Origin of the sequence: Mycobacterium sp. NPDC049093, assembly GCF_040704635.1 — a bacterium.
Lineage (GTDB): Bacteria > Actinomycetota > Actinomycetes > Mycobacteriales > Mycobacteriaceae > Mycobacterium.
In genome coordinates this window covers 240,039-254,668 of the sequence record NZ_JBEZJS010000002.1, presented here as the reverse complement: position 1 = coordinate 254,668, position 14,630 = coordinate 240,039, and the positions used below count along the sequence as shown (strand labels likewise).

Here is a 14,630-nt window from a genome sequence, read left to right as displayed (position 1 = left end):
TGTATCCGGACTAATTCCAGATGCGCACGCGCTGAGCCGGTTCCAGGTACAGCTCGTCGGAGTCGTCCACCTCGAACGCCTCGTAGAAGGAGTCGATGTTGCGGATGACGCCGTTGCAGCGGAACTCCGGCGGTGAGTGAGGATCCACGGCCAGGCGCCGGATCGCCTCGGCATCACGGGATTTGGTCCGCCACACCTGGGCCCAGCCGAAATAGACGCGCTGCACACCGGTGAGTCCGTCGATCACCGGAGCTTCCTGGCCCTTCAACGACAGCTGATAGGCCAGCAGGGCGATGGACAGCCCGCCGAGGTCGCCGATGTTCTCCCCGACGGTGAACGCGCCGTTCACGTGGTGGGAGCCATCCAGCCCACGCGGGGTGAACTTTTCGTACTGGTCGATCAAAGCCTTTGTGCGGACCCCGAATTCGGCGCGATCGGCATCGGTCCACCAGTCCACCAGGTTTCCGTCACCGTCGTACTTGGCGCCCTGGTCGTCGAAACCGTGGCCGATCTCGTGCCCGATCACCGCGCCGATACCGCCGTAGTTGGCGGCGTCGTCGGCCTCGGCGTCGAAGAACGGCGGCTGCAGAATGGCTGCGGGAAAGACGATTTCGTTCATTCCCGGGTTGTAGTAGGCGTTGACCGTCTGCGGGGTCATGAACCACTCGTCGCGGTCCACCGGCCCGCCCAGCTTGGCCAGCTCGCGGTCGGAGTTCACGACGTGGCCCCGGCGGTAGTTGCCGTACAGGTCGTCGCGCTCGACCACCAGGGCCGAGTAGTCGCGCCACCGGGCGGGGTAGCCGATCTTGGGGGTGAACTTGTCGAGCTTCACCAGCGCCTTGGCCCTGGTCTCCGGCGTCATCCAGTCCAGCTCGTTGATGCTCACCCGGTAGGCCTCGCGCAGGTTGGCCACCAGCTCGTCCATCCGCGCCTTGGCCTCCGGCGGGAAGTACTGCTGGACGTAGAGCTTGCCCAGCGCATCGCCCATCAGGCCCTCCACCAGAGAGACGCCGCGCTTCCACCGGTCGCGGTTCTGCTCGGTGCCGCTGAGGGTGCGGCCGTAGAAATCGAAGTTCTCGGCCACCAGGTCATCGGTCAGCAGGCTCGCGCGCGAATGGATGACGCGCCAGCGGGTCCAGGCCTTCCAGTCCTCCAGATCCTCACTCGCCCACAGTGCGGCGAACGCCGTCACGTAGTCGGGCTGACGCAGCACCAGCTCGGAGGCCTTCTCCGGGGTGGTGCCGATAGCGCCGAGCCAGGAGGTCCAGTCGAAGCCCGGTGCATCGGTGGACAGGTCGGTGAACTTGCGCAGGTTGTAGGTCAGGTCGGCGTCGCGGCGCTTGACCACATCCCAGTGCGCGGCGGCCAGCTTGGATTCCAGCGCGACGATCCGGGCCGCGGTCTCGGTCTGGGCCTCCGCGGTGTCTGTGCCGTAGACCAACGTGAACATCCGGGCGATGTGGCCGGGGTAGGCGGCCAGGATCTCGGCGTGCTGCTCGTCGCGGTAGTAGGACTCGTCGGGCAGCCCGAGGCCGGACTGGCTCATGTGCAGCAGGTAGCGCGTCGAGTCCTTGGAATCGGTGTCCACATAGACGCCGGCTCCACCGGACACCCCGGTGCGCTCCAGGCCGCCCAGCACCGAGGCCAGCGCGTCGCTGTCGGCGGCGCCGTCGATCAGGGCGAGCTCGGCCAGCAGCGGTGCCAGGCCACGCGTGGCGATGGTCTGCTCGTCCATGAAGCTGGCGTACAGATCGCCGATGCGCTGCTCGTCGGTGCCGGGCTCGGCGCCGGACGCTGCTGCCTGGGTGATCAGATCGCGGATCTGTTCCTCGGCGCGGTCGTGCAGCAGCCGGAAGGCGCCATCGGTGGCGCGGTCGGCGGGTATCTCGTAGTCGGTCAGCCAACTGCCGTTGACGTGGCCGAACAGATCGTCTTGCGGGCGTGCCTGCGGGTCGACATGGCTCAGGTCGATACCCGACTTGATCGCTTCTACCGTCACCCCGACATTCTTCCAGAAGGCCGCGGGTGCGCTGGGGCGGTTCGGCTGCCGGTACCCTCACGGCCATGCCCGAGGCGCCCAGCAAGGACAGCACCAACGATCACTCCGGCGGTGCTATCACCGGCTTCGGCTTCGCCTCGGCGGTCGCGGGCCTGATCGCCGTCGCCGCGGTGGTCCTGGCCGCGATGGTGTGGACCGGACATCGCAGTGAGACCGACGAACGCGCGTACCAGACCCGGGTGCTGCGGGCGGCCGCCGACTGGTCCAACATCCTGATCAACATCAACAAGGACTCCGTCGAGGCCGGTATGCAGAAGCTGCGCGAGGGCACCGTCGGTCAGCTCAACGCCGACTTCGATGCGGCCGTGCAGCCCTACCGTGACCTGGTGCAGCGGCTGCAGGCCCGCACCACCGGCCAGATCGACTCGGTGGCCATCGAATCGCTGTACCACCCGCCGCCAGGCCCGGACGGTCGTCCGGTGCCCGCGCCCAAGCAGGAGCTGGCCGGGATGGTGTCGCGCACCGACACCGTGCTCGTGGTGGCCACCTCGGTCAGTGAGAACGCCGGCACCGACAAGCCCCAGACCGTGCGCTGGAACCTGCGGCTGGACGTCTCCGACGTCGACGGCAACCTGATGGTCTCGCGGCTGGAGCCGATCCGATGAGGAACCGGTTGCGCGTCCTGGCGTTCGACATCGCCGCCCCGCTGGCCGCGATCGCGGCGGTCCTCTACATCGGGCTGGCGCTGTCCTGGCCGCTGTGGTGGGTGTCGCTGTGCTCGGTGCTGTGCCTGCTGATCGTGCAGGGCGTCATCGTCAACATCGTGCTGGCCCGGCGCGACGGCGTGACCCTGGGCACCGATGACGATGCCCCCGGGCTGCGTCTCGCAGTCGCGGGCGTGGCTGCCGCCGCTGTGGTGGCCGCGGTGACGGTGGGTTACCTGCGCTGGACGGTGCCCGACCGCACCTTCAACAACGACCGTGACGAGGTGGTGCGCATCGCCAGCAGCGTCTCGGAGGCCACCGCCACGTTCAGCCCGCAGAGCCCGACCTCCTCGATCGACCGTGCGACCGCCATGATGTCGCCCGATCAGGCTCAGCAGTTCAAGAACGAATTCGCCAATGTGGCAAAGGAATTGGCGAGCAAGAACGTATCCGCCACGGCCGCTACCATTTCGGCCGGGGTGGAGGCACTGGGTCCGCAGGTGGCCAGTGTGGCTGTGGTGCTGCGGGGAACTCAGAGTGCTCCGGGCAAACCCACCGACAATGCCGTCATGGCGCTGCGGGTGGCCTTGAGCAAGAGCGACGGGCGTTGGCTCGTCGACAATGTCACCCCGCTGCACTCTCGCTGACGCGGCGGGGTCCTCAGCCGGAGCGGACTACTTCGCCGAACGTTGCGCGGAGAGCTTGGCGAACCGGTCCGAGAGGCGCTGCATGCGCAGCAGCAGCGAGGCCGGCGGACTGGTGGTGCCCTCCAGGTAGTCGGCGAAGGATTCGTTGGATATCCCGATGCGCGAGGCGAACTCGGGTGCCTGAAGTTCGGACCGGCGCAGCATGGCCTGGATCTGGTGGGCGACCTCGGCGCGCTCGGTGGCTTCCAGGTGCTCACGGGTGCGCACCAGCACCTCGGACAGCGCCTTGGACACCCCGTAGGGGCGGGCGGTCTGCAGCACTTCCTCGACCTGGCGGGCGGTGCGGCCGTAGGGGTCACGCTTGATCGCGGCGACGATGCGCTGCCAGACCGCCATGTCGTCGGTCTCCAGGGCGGCGCGGATCGCCGCGGTCGGCCAGTACTCGACCGGCCGGTCGTCGAAGGCGGGCTGACGCTGCTGCGGCGCGGCCTGGCCCTGACGCGGTGGCCGTGGCTGTGCCGGCTGCTGTGAGCGCTGTACCGGTGTGCGTGACGTCTGCGTTCCTTGTCCCTGTGTGCGTTGTCCCTTGGTGTCGTGCCCAGGAGTGCGTTGCTCCTGTTTCCGTTGTACCTGGGTGGACGCATTCTGGGAGCGTTGTGCCGAACTGCGTTGCCCGGAAGTGCGTGAGGCGGTATCGCGCTGTGATGTCGTGCGTGGAGCCGAAGCGTCGCGTTGAGCGGATGCGGGCCGTTGAGTCGACGCCGGCCGCTGGGCGTTGGCGCGTTGGGCGGTGGTGCGTTGGGCGGGCGTGCGCGGCCCGGCGGTGCGTTGGGCCTGCGGTCCCTGGGGACGCCGAGCGGACGATTGAACCGGTTGAATCTCGTCGCGACGCGCAATCCGCGCATCCCTCGGTTCCCGGACGTCGGGGGCCAACGTCACTTCGCCTCCTCCAGCATCGCTACCGCAACTGACAGGCAGCGCTGCCTGACCTTCTCCCATTCGGCAGCTGCATCCGGGTCCGACATCGCGAACTCGTGTTCATCGGACGGCTGCGGGTCGGCCAGTCGCCGCACCAGCTGCGTGGCCACCCATCTGCTCTTCGGGTTCTGCCCACAGTAATACCGGTCCATGCCCGACAACACCAGAGCTGCAGTCTCGGTTTCCATCGACTCGACAAGATCAGCAAACTCTTCGAAGTCCTTGGCGCTGTTACGACACATCACCAGGTAACTTTTCAGCCGCAACGTTTCGGCGCCGGTCGGGATCTGCAGCCGATCACCGGTCGGCAGCTGCACATTGGTGGTCTCGACGGGGCCGAGGCGCTCCATCGGTGCCCGCTGCGCGTCCGCCTCGGCCTCCAGCGCGTCCACGGCTACCGACAGCCTGCCCCGCCACATCGTCACCGGATGGACACCGGGGCAGCGCTTCGGTCCGCCCGGCCGCCGCGCCGCCAGCCGCGCAGACGGTTTGCTGCAGCCGCTGAAGGCCAGTGGATCGGTGACGATGATCGTCTGTGGGGCAAGGTGTTTCATTCGGGCGGCAGTTCGGACCATCATGCGCAGGTCTGATCCGCTCGGGCCCAGCGCGGAGATGTCGTCGGGGATGATCACCAGATCCGTGACCTCGACCTTGGGCAAAGGCTTCTCGAAGTCCACCTCGGGCAACAGCCTGTCCAACCAGTGCGGCAACCACCAGTTCCACTCGTCGAACATGGCCATCAGGGCGGGCACGAGAATCAGCCGGACCACCGTTGCATCGACCGCGATGGCCACCGCGCAGGCCACTCCCAGCTGTGCCACCAGCGGCATGCCGGCAAAAGCGAACCCGATGAACACCGCGATCATGATCAACGCGGCACTGGTGATGGTGCGCGCGCTGGTGCTGACTCCGTAGGCGACCGCGTCACGCGTGCTGTTGGTCTGGAGGAACCGCTCCCGAATCCGGGTGAGCAAAAAGATCTCGTAGTCCATCGACAGACCGAAGGTCATGGCGAGCACCAACGGCGGAACGGTGCTGTCGAGCGAGCTGATCTTCTGGAAGCCCAACTCCTCGAACCAGCCCCACTGGAAGACGACCACCAGGCTGCCGTAGGCCGCGGCCACCGACAGCACCGTCATCAGCACACCCTTGAGTGCCAGGAACACCGACCGGATCGACACCAACAACATCACGAAGGCGATCAGTGCGACGAACAGGAAGACCAGCGGCTGGGTGCTCGACACCCGGTCGTCGAAGTCCTTGATCAGTGCGGTGGGACCGCCGACGTCGACGCTGGCGTTCGAGCCCGCGGCCTTCGGCAGGTTGTCCCGCATCCAGTCGACGGCCTCGCGGGCAGCCAGATCCTCGGGGTCCACCTTCAGCACTGCCGACAGCAGTGCGCTGTTGTTGTTGTCGGCGAAAACGGGCGGCTGCACGGTCTGCACGTTGGGTGCCCGGGTCATCTCCTGGCGCACTGCGTCGAGTGCGGCAGTGCGCGCGGGAGAGGACGCGCCGCCTGCGTCTCCTGAGGGGAACGTCACCAGCACCCGCACCGGGCCGAGCGCGCCGGGCCCGAGGGCGTCGGCGGCCGCGTTGACCCCGCCGCGGATCTCGTGGGTGGGCTCGAACTGGCGCTGCATGCTGTTGCCCAGCACCATGCCGAACGCCGGTGCAGCCAGAATCAGCAACAGGATCGTCGCGCCGACGGCCGAGGCCCACGGGCGGCGCATCACGGCGCCGGTCCAGCGGGTCCAGAACCGCGACTGGGTGGCCTCGGCGCGGCGCGACCAGTGCAGGTAGGACGAGCGCTTGGCCGCCGCCTGGCCGAACGTCGCCAGCACCGCCGGGGTCAGTGTGGTGGAGGTCAGGACCGCGACCGCGACCGCGAGGATCGCGCCGGTGGCCATCGACACCAGCACCGGGGTGTTGATGATGTAGATGCCTGTGACCGAGGCGATGACGGTGAGGCCGGACAGGGCCACCGCCAGCCCGGAGGTGGCCATCGCAGCGTCGACCGCATCGGCTGGGTCGCGGCCCGCCCGCAACTCCTCGCGGTACCGCATCAGGATGAACAGCGAGTAGTCGATGGCCAGGGCGATGCCGAACATCGACACCGTCGAGGTGACGAACACACTCATCTGCGTGTACATCGACAGCAGATAGACCAGGCCCATGGTCACCACGACCGTGCAGATACCGAGCACCAGTGGCAGCGCCGCGGCGGCCAGCGAGCCGAACACCGCCAGTAGCACGATCAACACGATCGGCAGGTTCCACTTCTCGGCCGCGGCGATGTCGTGCTTGGTGGCCTGGGTGGCCGCCGCGCCGAGCGCGCCCTGCCCGATGACGTAGAACTTGACCTTGCCGTTCTCGCTCTCACCCGGGTCTTCGCCGTGCACCCCGACCTTCTGGCGCAGCTGTTTGGCCACGTCCACCGCGCCGGTGTTGTTGAAGTCCAGCTGCAAGGTGATGACGTAGGGCCGGTCCGGCTGCGGGGCGGGCTGTTGGGGATTCGGCACGATCTTGACGCTGGGCACCTGCCCCGCGATCTTCTCCAGCGTGGCCACCGCGGCGTTCATGTCCTGGAACGAGGCGTCCGCGCGGGGAGAGGCGATCAGGGCAAGCGGGGACGCGCCCTGATCCGGGAAATGTTCCTCGAGCTGTCGCTGGACGTGGAGCGACTGTGAACCTTCGACGTCGAAACCGCCGCCGGTCAGATTGGACGACTGGTTGATCGCGAGGTAGATCGAGGGCACCAGAAGCAACAACCATGTCGCGAAAACCGCCCAGCGGAATCTGCGCAGATAGCTGCTCAAGCGCATCATGAACTGCTGGATGCGAGGTCCCCGCTTTCTCCCCCCGACGTGGCTGGGCGTGTCCTGGCTTGTGTCAGCCAGAGCGTACCTCTAGCGGTGTAGTGTGGCCCGCTCTCTGCGGGTTCTGAGATCGCCCTGAGACTTCTCACAGCAATATCCACAGCTGACCCCGATAGCGTTACGTCACCGTCGCTAACAGAACAGCGCTGTCCGGCGACATAGCCAAGGACGACCCCGGCTGACGTATGCGCCGGGGCCCACGCTGAAGGAGTTCTCCATGCAACCGACCAACGGTGGATTGCGCCGCTCGCTGGCCGTCGCCTTCGCGGCGATCGCGGCAGGCGGTGCGACGGTGGCCGCGCTCATGGTTCCGTCCGCCACGGCTGCGAGCGATCCCTGCGCGGCCAGTGAGGTCGCCCGTACCGCGGGCGGTGTGGCGACCAACATCGGCAACTACCTCGACACCCACCCGCAGACCAACCAGGCCCTGACCACGATCAGTCAGCAGCAGGGTGGAGCCCAGTCGATCGCGGCCCTCAAGACCTACTTCGACGCCAACCCGCAGGCGGCCAAGGACATCCAGCAGTTGCAGCAGCCCCTGACCGTCTTGGGATCGCGTTGCAAGTTGCCGGTCACGCTGCCGCAGCTGATGGGGCTGGTGCAGGCCACCCAATCACAGGGCGGGACGGCCACCGGTGGTTTGCCGGGTGCGCTGCCCTCGGCGCAGAACGTCGGAGTGCCCAGCGTCGCGGTGCCCGCGCAATCCCCGGCGGCCTCGGCCGTGCGACCGGGCTCCGGTCCGCTTCCGGGTCCCACAACGGCCTCGACGCGCTAGCTCCGCCGCCGTCGCGTCGCGGCGGTGACACCGTTGAGCTGCGGGTTCACGGCCCGGCGCGGCGGTTTGCGCACAAGGCAGGAAAGTCGTCACGGATTCTGCTTAGCTTTCTTGAGCCGATAACCGTTTGGGGTTACGGCCTTCCCCATCCGATGAAGGAGCTTGACCATGTTGCTCTCGGCCCGAAATACGCGGCGCGTGGTAGCTGGCGTGGCCGGCGCCGGCGCTGTAGCCGGTGCGATGCTGCTCGGCGCCATCCCGTCGGCGCTTGCCGACGACCCGGCGAACAACCCTCCCAACTGCAGCGCAGCCGATCTGGCCGGCGTGGCTTCGGGCGTATCGGCATCGACTTCGGCCTACCTGTTCACCCATCCCGATGTGAACAACTTCTTCACCAGCCTGGAAGGCCTGCCGCGCGAGGAGGTCAAGACCAAGGTGCACGACTACCTCGAAGCAAACCCGCAGACCAAGGCCGAGCTGACCGGTATCCGCCAGCCGCTGGTAGACCTGAAGAACCGCTGCGGCGAAGCTCCGGCTCCCTCCATCCCGTAACCGAGTGCGGGTGGAAGCTACCCCCGCCAGCGGCGAAGGACACGTGACACCCGAGAGCGTGAATCGCACGGTGCTGATGGTCGACGACGACCCGGATGTGCGTACTTCGGTTGCCCGCGGATTGCGGCATTCGGGGTTCGATGTCCGGGTCGCGGCGTCCGGCAAGGAGGCACTGCGCCTGTTGTCGAACGAGTCGCACGACGCGCTCGTTCTCGACGTCCAGATGCCCGAACTCGACGGCGTCGCCGTGGTCACCGCCCTCCGGGCATTGGGCAACGAGATCCCCATCTGCGTGTTGTCGGCCCGTGACACGGTCAACGACCGCATCGCGGGCCTGGAGGCAGGCGCGGACGACTATCTGACGAAACCGTTCGACCTCGGTGAACTGGTGGCACGTCTCAACGCGTTGTTGCGCCGGGCGAGCCACACCGACCGTCCGTCGGACACCATGACCGTCGGGGCGTTGACCATCGACACCGCCCGCCGATTGGTGTTCGTCGGCGGCGATCGTGTCGACCTGACCAAGCGGGAGTTCGACCTGCTGGCCGTGTTGGCGGAGAACACCGGCGTGGTGCTGTCCCGGCAGCGGCTCCTCGAGCTGGTCTGGGGATACGACTTCGACGTGGACACCAACGTCGCCGACGTGTTCATCTCGTATCTGCGGCGCAAGCTCGAGCGACCGGACGTGCCCCGGGTGATCCATACCGTCCGGGGGATCGGGTACGTGCTGCGGGAAGATGCGTGAGGGTCGCGTGATCGATTCGGTGGGGAACCAGCAGTAGGTGCGGATCTTCGGCTTCATCCGTTCGGCGTCGCTGCGCACCAGGGTCGCGGTGGCCTCGGCGCTGGCCGCCGCTGCGGTGGTCGCGGTGTTCACCATCCTGACCTCGGTGGTGTTGGCCAACAACGACTCTGCACAGTTGGACCGCAGGCTCGATTCGATCGTCGACGCCAGCATCAACCCCGAGCACCTCCAGGATCCGACGCGCGGCGTGTTGACCACCGGCCGGTCGCGGTCAACCGGGCAGGTGGTGTTCCAGCGGGGCTTCCAGTTGCCTGAGCTGCCGCCGGGAACCGAGACCGTCGAGGTCAACGGCGTCGATTACCGGGTACGCACCGTCCACGTGGACCAGCACGGCGGAGTGCTGATGTCCATCGGTATCCGCGCGGACAGTATTTTGTTGAGCCCCAACAGAATTCCGCTGTACAGTGCGTTCGGCGTGGCCACGGTTCTGGTGGCCGGTGGGTTGGGCTGGCTGTTGGCGGGGCCGGCCATCCGGCCGCTGCGTAAGCTCACCGAGCACACCTCGAAACTGGACAGCGGCACCGACACGATGCCGAAGGTGCGCGGCGTGCGGGAGGCCGAGGACCTGTCGGAGGCCATGGCGGGCATGCTCACCCGGCTGGCTGCCGCGCAGCGCGCCACCACCAATTCCCTTCAGGCGGCACAGGATTTCGCCGCCAACGCCGCACACGAGCTGCGCACGCCCCTGACCGCGATGCGCGCAGACCTCGACACCCTGCGAATCCACAACCTGCCCGAGTCCGAACGTGACGAGGTGGTCGCCGATCTGTCCAGGGCGCAACGCCGGGTCGAGGCCATCATCACTGCACTGGGTCAGCTCGCCTCGGGACAACTGGCCCAGGCCGAAGACCGCGAACTGATCGACATCGCCGATCTGCTCGACCGGGTGGTGCGAGAGAACGCCCGGGGCAGCGCGCATGTCCGGATCGACGTGCACGTCGCCGATGACATCGGCCTGGTGATGGGCTGGCCCGGCGGGCTGCGCATCGCGGTGGACAACCTGGTGCGCAATGCGGTTGTCCACGGCGAGGCCACCCGGATCGTGCTGACCGCGCACCGCAACAGCGAGTTCCTGGTCATCACCGTCGACGACAACGGGCGCGGCCTACCGGTCGAGGAGCACCAGACCGTGCTGGGCCGGTTCCGCCGCGGCAGCACCGCGATGGCAGGCGGCTCCGGGCTGGGCCTGGCGCTGGTGGCGCAGCAGGCTCAGTTGCACGGTGGCGAGATCACGTTGTCCGACGGGCCTCTCGGTGGCCTGCGGGCCACGTTGACCGTTGCCATGTCGGGCTCACCGACAGAGGATGCGGCTCAGGCGGATTGACGACGCCGCAGCCCGGCGAGCACCGCGCGCCAGCCCAACAGCAGCAGCGCGGTCGTCAGCGAGGCGACGATGATGAAGCTGACGGCCACTCCGGCCGAGGTCAGCTTGCGCAACACCATGCCGACCACCACCGTGCTGATCCACACCACGACCCCGGTCGGGGCCAACGACGTCGGCCGCTGCCAACCGCGGGAGAGCAACCAGCCCACCACGGTTCCGGTCAGGAACGGCCATGCGGTCTCGGCCACGCCGGCCACCGTCAGGCCCTCCGCATGGCTGCGCCGGCCGATGGTGCAGAACACCACCACGCAGATCAGGTCCACCAGGAAGGCCGTGCCGCTAGCTCGTCGCATAGGTCATCACATCCAGTACCAGTGGGCTGACGTCGGTTTGGTCGCGCTCGGCGAAGCCCGGTTGCCGCGCGGCCGGCTTCCCGTCGAAGAGTGCGTCGGCGGCGCTCAGCGATGTGAGCCGGGAATCGAGCCGGAACGATTTGAAGGTAAATGGTAAGCCATTGGACGCCAACGGATCCGGCCCGTCCATCACATGGAAGTGCAGATGCGGTGCATCGGAGTTGCCGGAGTTGCCGAGCGCGCCGATGACCTGCCCGGTGCTGAGTTTGTCACCGGGTTTGACCTTGAGGGTGTTCGGCTGCAAATGCGCATAGAAGGCGTAGTTGCCGTCACCGATGTCCTGCACGATGTGGTTGCCGCCGTACTGCTGCAGGGTCAGACCGTTCGGCGTGACACCGGGAACCTGCTCGTTGAGTCCGTCGAGCACGGCCACCACCGGCCCGTCGGCAACCGCGTGGATCTCCGAGCCGAAATACGGGTAGCTCGCCACCTTCGTTCGGTCCCCGGCGAAGATCCGGCCATCGGCGCCGAGTTGCACGTAGTCGATCGCGAACCGCTCTGCCGCCCAGACTTTTCCGTTGATCGGGTTGAGCGCCATGCGGTGCGGTGTCATATCGCAGCAACTGTTGGCGTCGACCCAGTTGTCGCCGGTCAGCGGCGGGGAGATGGACACCGGCTTGCGCGTCTGCACCGATACCGGCGCCACGGATTCGGTCAGGGTCGGTGGGACCAGCGGCGGCATCGGCTTGGCCACGGTGATCCCGAGTTCGTGGGTGAGCTCGGTGGGCACCTGCGTCGGATCGTCGGCGATCACGTCCAGCCACACGTAAGCACTTTGCCCGGGGCCGAGCACGTTGGTTCCGACAGTGGAATTTCCCACGGCCCTGGTCCAGTACTTGAGGCTGTCCCCGGACAGGGTGAGCAGCTTGCGGTCGCCCGTCGCAGTGCTCAGTGAGTTGAGGGTGACGACACCCGGCGAGGTATTCGTCAGCATCACCTCGTACGCCAGGTGGGTGCGGCCATCGGTGGCCGCCACCGGGACCGGTTCGGCCAGAACCGATCCCACCACGGGTGTGACCACCGGTGGCGGAGTGGTGGTCGTGGGCGACTCCGACTGCGGAGTCTGCGCCGACGAGCACCCGGCCAAGGTCAGCACGAGCACCGCGATCGGATACCGGATTCGCATGGACGTCTCCTAGCGCTCGGATTCAGGTTTCGGGGAAGTGGGATCTGCACCGGGATCCGGTGGCTGTGTCGGCGGCCGGCCCGCCGGCGTCCTGCTGGATTGCCGGCCCGCCGGCGTCCTGCTGCATTGCCGGCCCGCCGGCGTCCGGATCGATGTCCTTCTCCGTGCGGAACATGAAGAAGAACACCACCCAGCCGATCGTGGAGATGAAGATCCAGCTGACCAGGCGGTAGATGAGCATTGCCGAGATGGCCGAGGCCAGCGTCATTCCGGAGGAGACCAGACCTGGCACCAGAACGGCCTCCACCACCAGCAGGCCGCCCGGCATCAAGGGGATGGACCCCACGGCCCGGGCCGCGGCGTAGGCGACGGTGACCCCGGCCAGCGACGGATGACCGCCAGCGGCGTAGCACGCGAAGGCCAGGCAGGCCACGTCGGCGACCCAGTTGAACATCGACCAACTGAACGCCACTGCGAGATCCCGGCGGCCCAGGCTGACCGACTCGAGTTGCTGCAGGATTTCGCGCCACTTGGACAGCCCGGTGTTGGCCGGCTTGCCACGCAACGAGTTCACCGACGACAACACCCTGACGCCGATGCCGTCGATCAACTCCGGTCTGGTCGCCACGGCCTGGGCGAGAAGGATGATCGCCAGAAACGCGCCGAGCGAAAAGATCAGCGACAGTGGGTTTTTGCTGGCGCCCAGCATGAGCGCCCCGCCGAGGCCCAGCAGCGCCAGGCCGACGATCTGCAGCACCCCCGACATCACCAGCTGCCACGAGGCCACCAGCGGTGAGGCACCCCAGATGCGTTGTTGGCGATAGACGAACGTTGCGGAGAGCACCGGGCCGCCGGGCATGGTGGTGGACAGCGCGTTGCCGGCGTAGAACGCGGCCTCCGAACGCCACTGTCTGACGGGCACCCCGGCCGAGCGGAGCAACGTCCGCTGGATCTGGGCGAAGCTGTGCATCGAGGCCATCGCGGCGCCCACTGCCGCCAGCACCCACCACCCGTTCGCGGTGAGCAGGCTGCGCCACGCCTTCGCCAGTTGGTCCCAGACCAGGGTCACTTCGACGGCGAGCACCGTCACCGCGAGTGCGATGACCACCCAGCGGACCCACCAGTACTTGCCGCGCGTGGAGCCGACCCGGTCCCGGGCTGTGTCGGCCGGCGCGTCCTGTGACACGCCCTACAGGGTAACCGCGCTGGTCGCGACGACCTCACCGGTTGCGGCGGCGCGCCGCATTACGCTACCGACATGGCACTGGACCCTGTTGCTGATGAGGCCGTTACGCCGTTCGTCCGGAAGGTCGCGGCGTGGTCATGGCGTCTGCTGGTCATCCTGGCGGCCGTTGTAGCGCTGCTGTGGCTGATCAAACACCTTGAGGTGATCGTGGTGCCGGTGGCGCTGGCCACCATGGTCGCGGCGCTGCTGCTGCCTGCCGTCGACTTCATGGACCGCCGGGGTGCCCCGCGCGGTGCCGCCGTCGCCCTGGTGTTGCTCGCCAGTTTCGCGGTGGTGGGCGGCATCCTGAGCTTCGTCATCTCCCAATTCATCGAGGGCGCACCGCAACTCGTCGAGCAGGTGACGCGAAGCATCGACGGGCTGCGCAACTGGCTGATCAACGGCCCGCTGCAGCTGAGCAAGGAGCAGATCGACCAGGCCGGCAACACCGCGATCGAGGCGCTGCAGCGCAACCAGGAGAAGCTCACCACCGGGGCGTTGTCCACCGCGGGCACTCTCACCGAGCTGCTCACCGGCGCGCTGTTGGTGTTGTTCACGCTGATCTTCCTGCTGCAGGGCGGGCGCAGCATCTTCGGGTTCGTCACCAAGGTGTTCCCGGCCCATGTGCGGGAACGGGTCCAGGATGCCGGGCGGGCCGGTTTCCACTCGCTGGGCGGCTACATGCGGGCCACGTTCCTGGTGGCCCTGGTCGATGCGGTCGGCATCGGTACCGGCCTGGCAATCATGGGTATCCCGCTGGCGCTGCCACTGGCCTCGCTGGTCTTCATGGGCGCGTTCATCCCGCTGGTCGGTGCGGTGGTCGCCGGATTCCTGGCGGTGGTGGTGGCCCTGCTGGCCAAGGGGTTTGTCTACGCCCTGATCACACTCGGGCTGATCATCGCGGTGCAGCAGCTCGAAGGCCATGTGCTGCAACCGCTGGTGATGGGCCGTGCGGTGTCGATCCACCCGCTGGCGGTGGTGTTGGCCATCGCCGGCGGCGGTGTCCTGGCGGGCATTGTCGGTGCCCTGCTCGCGGTGCCCACGGTGGCGTTCATCAACAGCGCGACGCGGGTACTGCTGGCAGACGACCCCGACGCCGAGCAAGCCAGGCAGGAGGAAGCCGAAGGGACGGTGGTGGCGGTACCGCCGCCGGACGACCCGGACGATTAACGCCGAACGTCGGCCTGTGGTTGCGATTCGGGCGAA

12 protein-coding genes and 1 pseudogene are annotated in these 14,630 nt (G+C 67.4%); 7 read left to right on the top strand and 6 right to left on the bottom strand.

Annotated elements, in window-relative coordinates:
- Window positions 1–10: 10 nt before the first annotated feature.
- A complete protein-coding gene (locus tag AB0876_RS06725; protein WP_526041546.1) occupies window positions 11–1,999 on the bottom strand; it encodes a M13 family metallopeptidase in 1,989 nt (662 codons plus the stop codon).
- Between the two features lie 65 nt (window positions 2,000–2,064).
- Between AB0876_RS06725 and AB0876_RS06720 the strand changes: the two genes are divergently transcribed.
- A complete protein-coding gene (locus AB0876_RS06720; RefSeq protein WP_491841936.1) occupies window positions 2,065–2,664 on the top strand; it encodes a hypothetical protein in 600 nt (199 codons plus the stop codon).
- The gene (locus AB0876_RS06715; protein WP_491841937.1) at window positions 2,661–3,350 is read left to right on the top strand and encodes a hypothetical protein; all 690 of its coding nucleotides are present in this window, start codon (window positions 2,661–2,663) and stop codon (window positions 3,348–3,350) included. Before AB0876_RS06720 ends, AB0876_RS06715 begins: the two co-directional genes overlap by 4 nt.
- Before the next feature lie 27 nt (window positions 3,351–3,377).
- Here the strand turns inward: AB0876_RS06715 and AB0876_RS06710 are convergent.
- Window positions 3,378–3,824: pseudogene (locus tag AB0876_RS06710) on the bottom strand (hypothetical protein); the annotation flags it as partial.
- 461 nt (window positions 3,825–4,285) lie between these two features.
- Window positions 4,286–7,153 carry an MMPL family transporter gene (locus AB0876_RS06705; RefSeq protein ID WP_526041545.1) on the bottom strand — a complete coding sequence of 956 codons (2,868 nt, stop codon included), beginning with the start codon at window positions 7,151–7,153 and terminating at the stop codon, window positions 4,286–4,288.
- Window positions 7,154–7,421: 268 nt separating this feature from the next.
- On the opposite strand from AB0876_RS06705, the gene AB0876_RS06700 reads away from it, so the two are divergent.
- The 4 genes from AB0876_RS06700 to AB0876_RS06685 all read left to right on the top strand — a co-directional run bounded on the left by AB0876_RS06700 (window position 7,422) and on the right by AB0876_RS06685 (window position 10,660).
- A complete protein-coding gene (locus tag AB0876_RS06700; RefSeq protein WP_491841939.1) occupies window positions 7,422–7,979 on the top strand; it encodes a hemophore in 558 nt (185 codons plus the stop codon).
- Between the two features lie 168 nt (window positions 7,980–8,147).
- Window positions 8,148–8,531, top strand: a complete 384-nt coding sequence (locus AB0876_RS06695; RefSeq protein WP_526041544.1) for a hemophore-related protein — start codon at window positions 8,148–8,150, stop codon at window positions 8,529–8,531.
- A gap of 76 nt (window positions 8,532–8,607) precedes the next feature.
- Window positions 8,608–9,276 (top strand): response regulator transcription factor, encoded by a 669-nt coding sequence (locus tag AB0876_RS06690; RefSeq protein ID WP_167769574.1) that lies wholly within the window; start codon window positions 8,608–8,610, stop codon window positions 9,274–9,276.
- Between the two features lie 37 nt (window positions 9,277–9,313).
- A complete protein-coding gene (locus AB0876_RS06685; RefSeq protein ID WP_491841941.1) occupies window positions 9,314–10,660 on the top strand; it encodes a HAMP domain-containing sensor histidine kinase in 1,347 nt (448 codons plus the stop codon).
- Here AB0876_RS06685 and AB0876_RS06680 read toward each other — a convergent pair.
- From AB0876_RS06680 to AB0876_RS06670, 3 genes are read right to left on the bottom strand one after another with little or no spacing between them, the layout of a single operon-like run.
- Window positions 10,648–11,013, bottom strand: a complete 366-nt coding sequence (locus AB0876_RS06680) for a DUF3054 family protein (RefSeq protein ID WP_526041543.1) — start codon at window positions 11,011–11,013, stop codon at window positions 10,648–10,650. The two genes, AB0876_RS06685 and AB0876_RS06680, sit on opposite strands and share 13 nt — an antisense overlap.
- Window positions 11,000–12,199: a M23 family metallopeptidase gene (locus tag AB0876_RS06675; RefSeq protein WP_526041542.1), complete on the bottom strand. Its 1,200-nt coding sequence runs from the start codon at window positions 12,197–12,199 to the stop codon at window positions 11,000–11,002. The genes AB0876_RS06680 and AB0876_RS06675 overlap by 14 nt, the downstream gene beginning before the upstream one ends.
- 22 nt (window positions 12,200–12,221) lie before the next feature.
- Window positions 12,222–13,385, bottom strand: coding sequence for a lysylphosphatidylglycerol synthase transmembrane domain-containing protein (locus AB0876_RS06670; RefSeq protein ID WP_526041541.1), 1,164 nt, complete (start codon window positions 13,383–13,385; stop codon window positions 12,222–12,224).
- 72 nt (window positions 13,386–13,457) lie between these two features.
- On the opposite strand from AB0876_RS06670, the gene AB0876_RS06665 reads away from it, so the two are divergent.
- Entirely contained in the window at window positions 13,458–14,594 is a 1,137-nt protein-coding gene (locus AB0876_RS06665; protein ID WP_491841945.1) for an AI-2E family transporter, read from the top strand.
- Window positions 14,595–14,630 lie beyond the last annotated feature (36 nt).

What these genes read in the sequence shown, in the direction of transcription:
- AB0876_RS06720 (WP_491841936.1), top strand. Translation starts at nt 2,065, where the DNA reads ATGCCCGAGGCGCCCAGCAAGGACAGCACCAACGATCACTCCGGCGGT.
- AB0876_RS06715 (WP_491841937.1), top strand. Translation starts at nt 2,661, where the DNA reads ATGAGGAACCGGTTGCGCGTCCTGGCGTTCGACATCGCCGCCCCGCTG.
- AB0876_RS06705 (WP_526041545.1), bottom strand. Translation starts at nt 7,153, where the DNA reads ATGATGCGCTTGAGCAGCTATCTGCGCAGATTCCGCTGGGCGGTTTTC.
- AB0876_RS06700 (WP_491841939.1), top strand. Translation starts at nt 7,422, where the DNA reads ATGCAACCGACCAACGGTGGATTGCGCCGCTCGCTGGCCGTCGCCTTC.
- AB0876_RS06695 (WP_526041544.1), top strand. Translation starts at nt 8,148, where the DNA reads ATGTTGCTCTCGGCCCGAAATACGCGGCGCGTGGTAGCTGGCGTGGCC.
- AB0876_RS06690 (WP_167769574.1), top strand. Translation starts at nt 8,608, where the DNA reads ATGGTCGACGACGACCCGGATGTGCGTACTTCGGTTGCCCGCGGATTG.
- AB0876_RS06680 (WP_526041543.1), bottom strand. Translation starts at nt 11,013, where the DNA reads ATGCGACGAGCTAGCGGCACGGCCTTCCTGGTGGACCTGATCTGCGTG.
- AB0876_RS06675 (WP_526041542.1), bottom strand. Translation starts at nt 12,199, where the DNA reads ATGCGAATCCGGTATCCGATCGCGGTGCTCGTGCTGACCTTGGCCGGG.
- AB0876_RS06665 (WP_491841945.1), top strand. Translation starts at nt 13,458, where the DNA reads ATGGCACTGGACCCTGTTGCTGATGAGGCCGTTACGCCGTTCGTCCGG.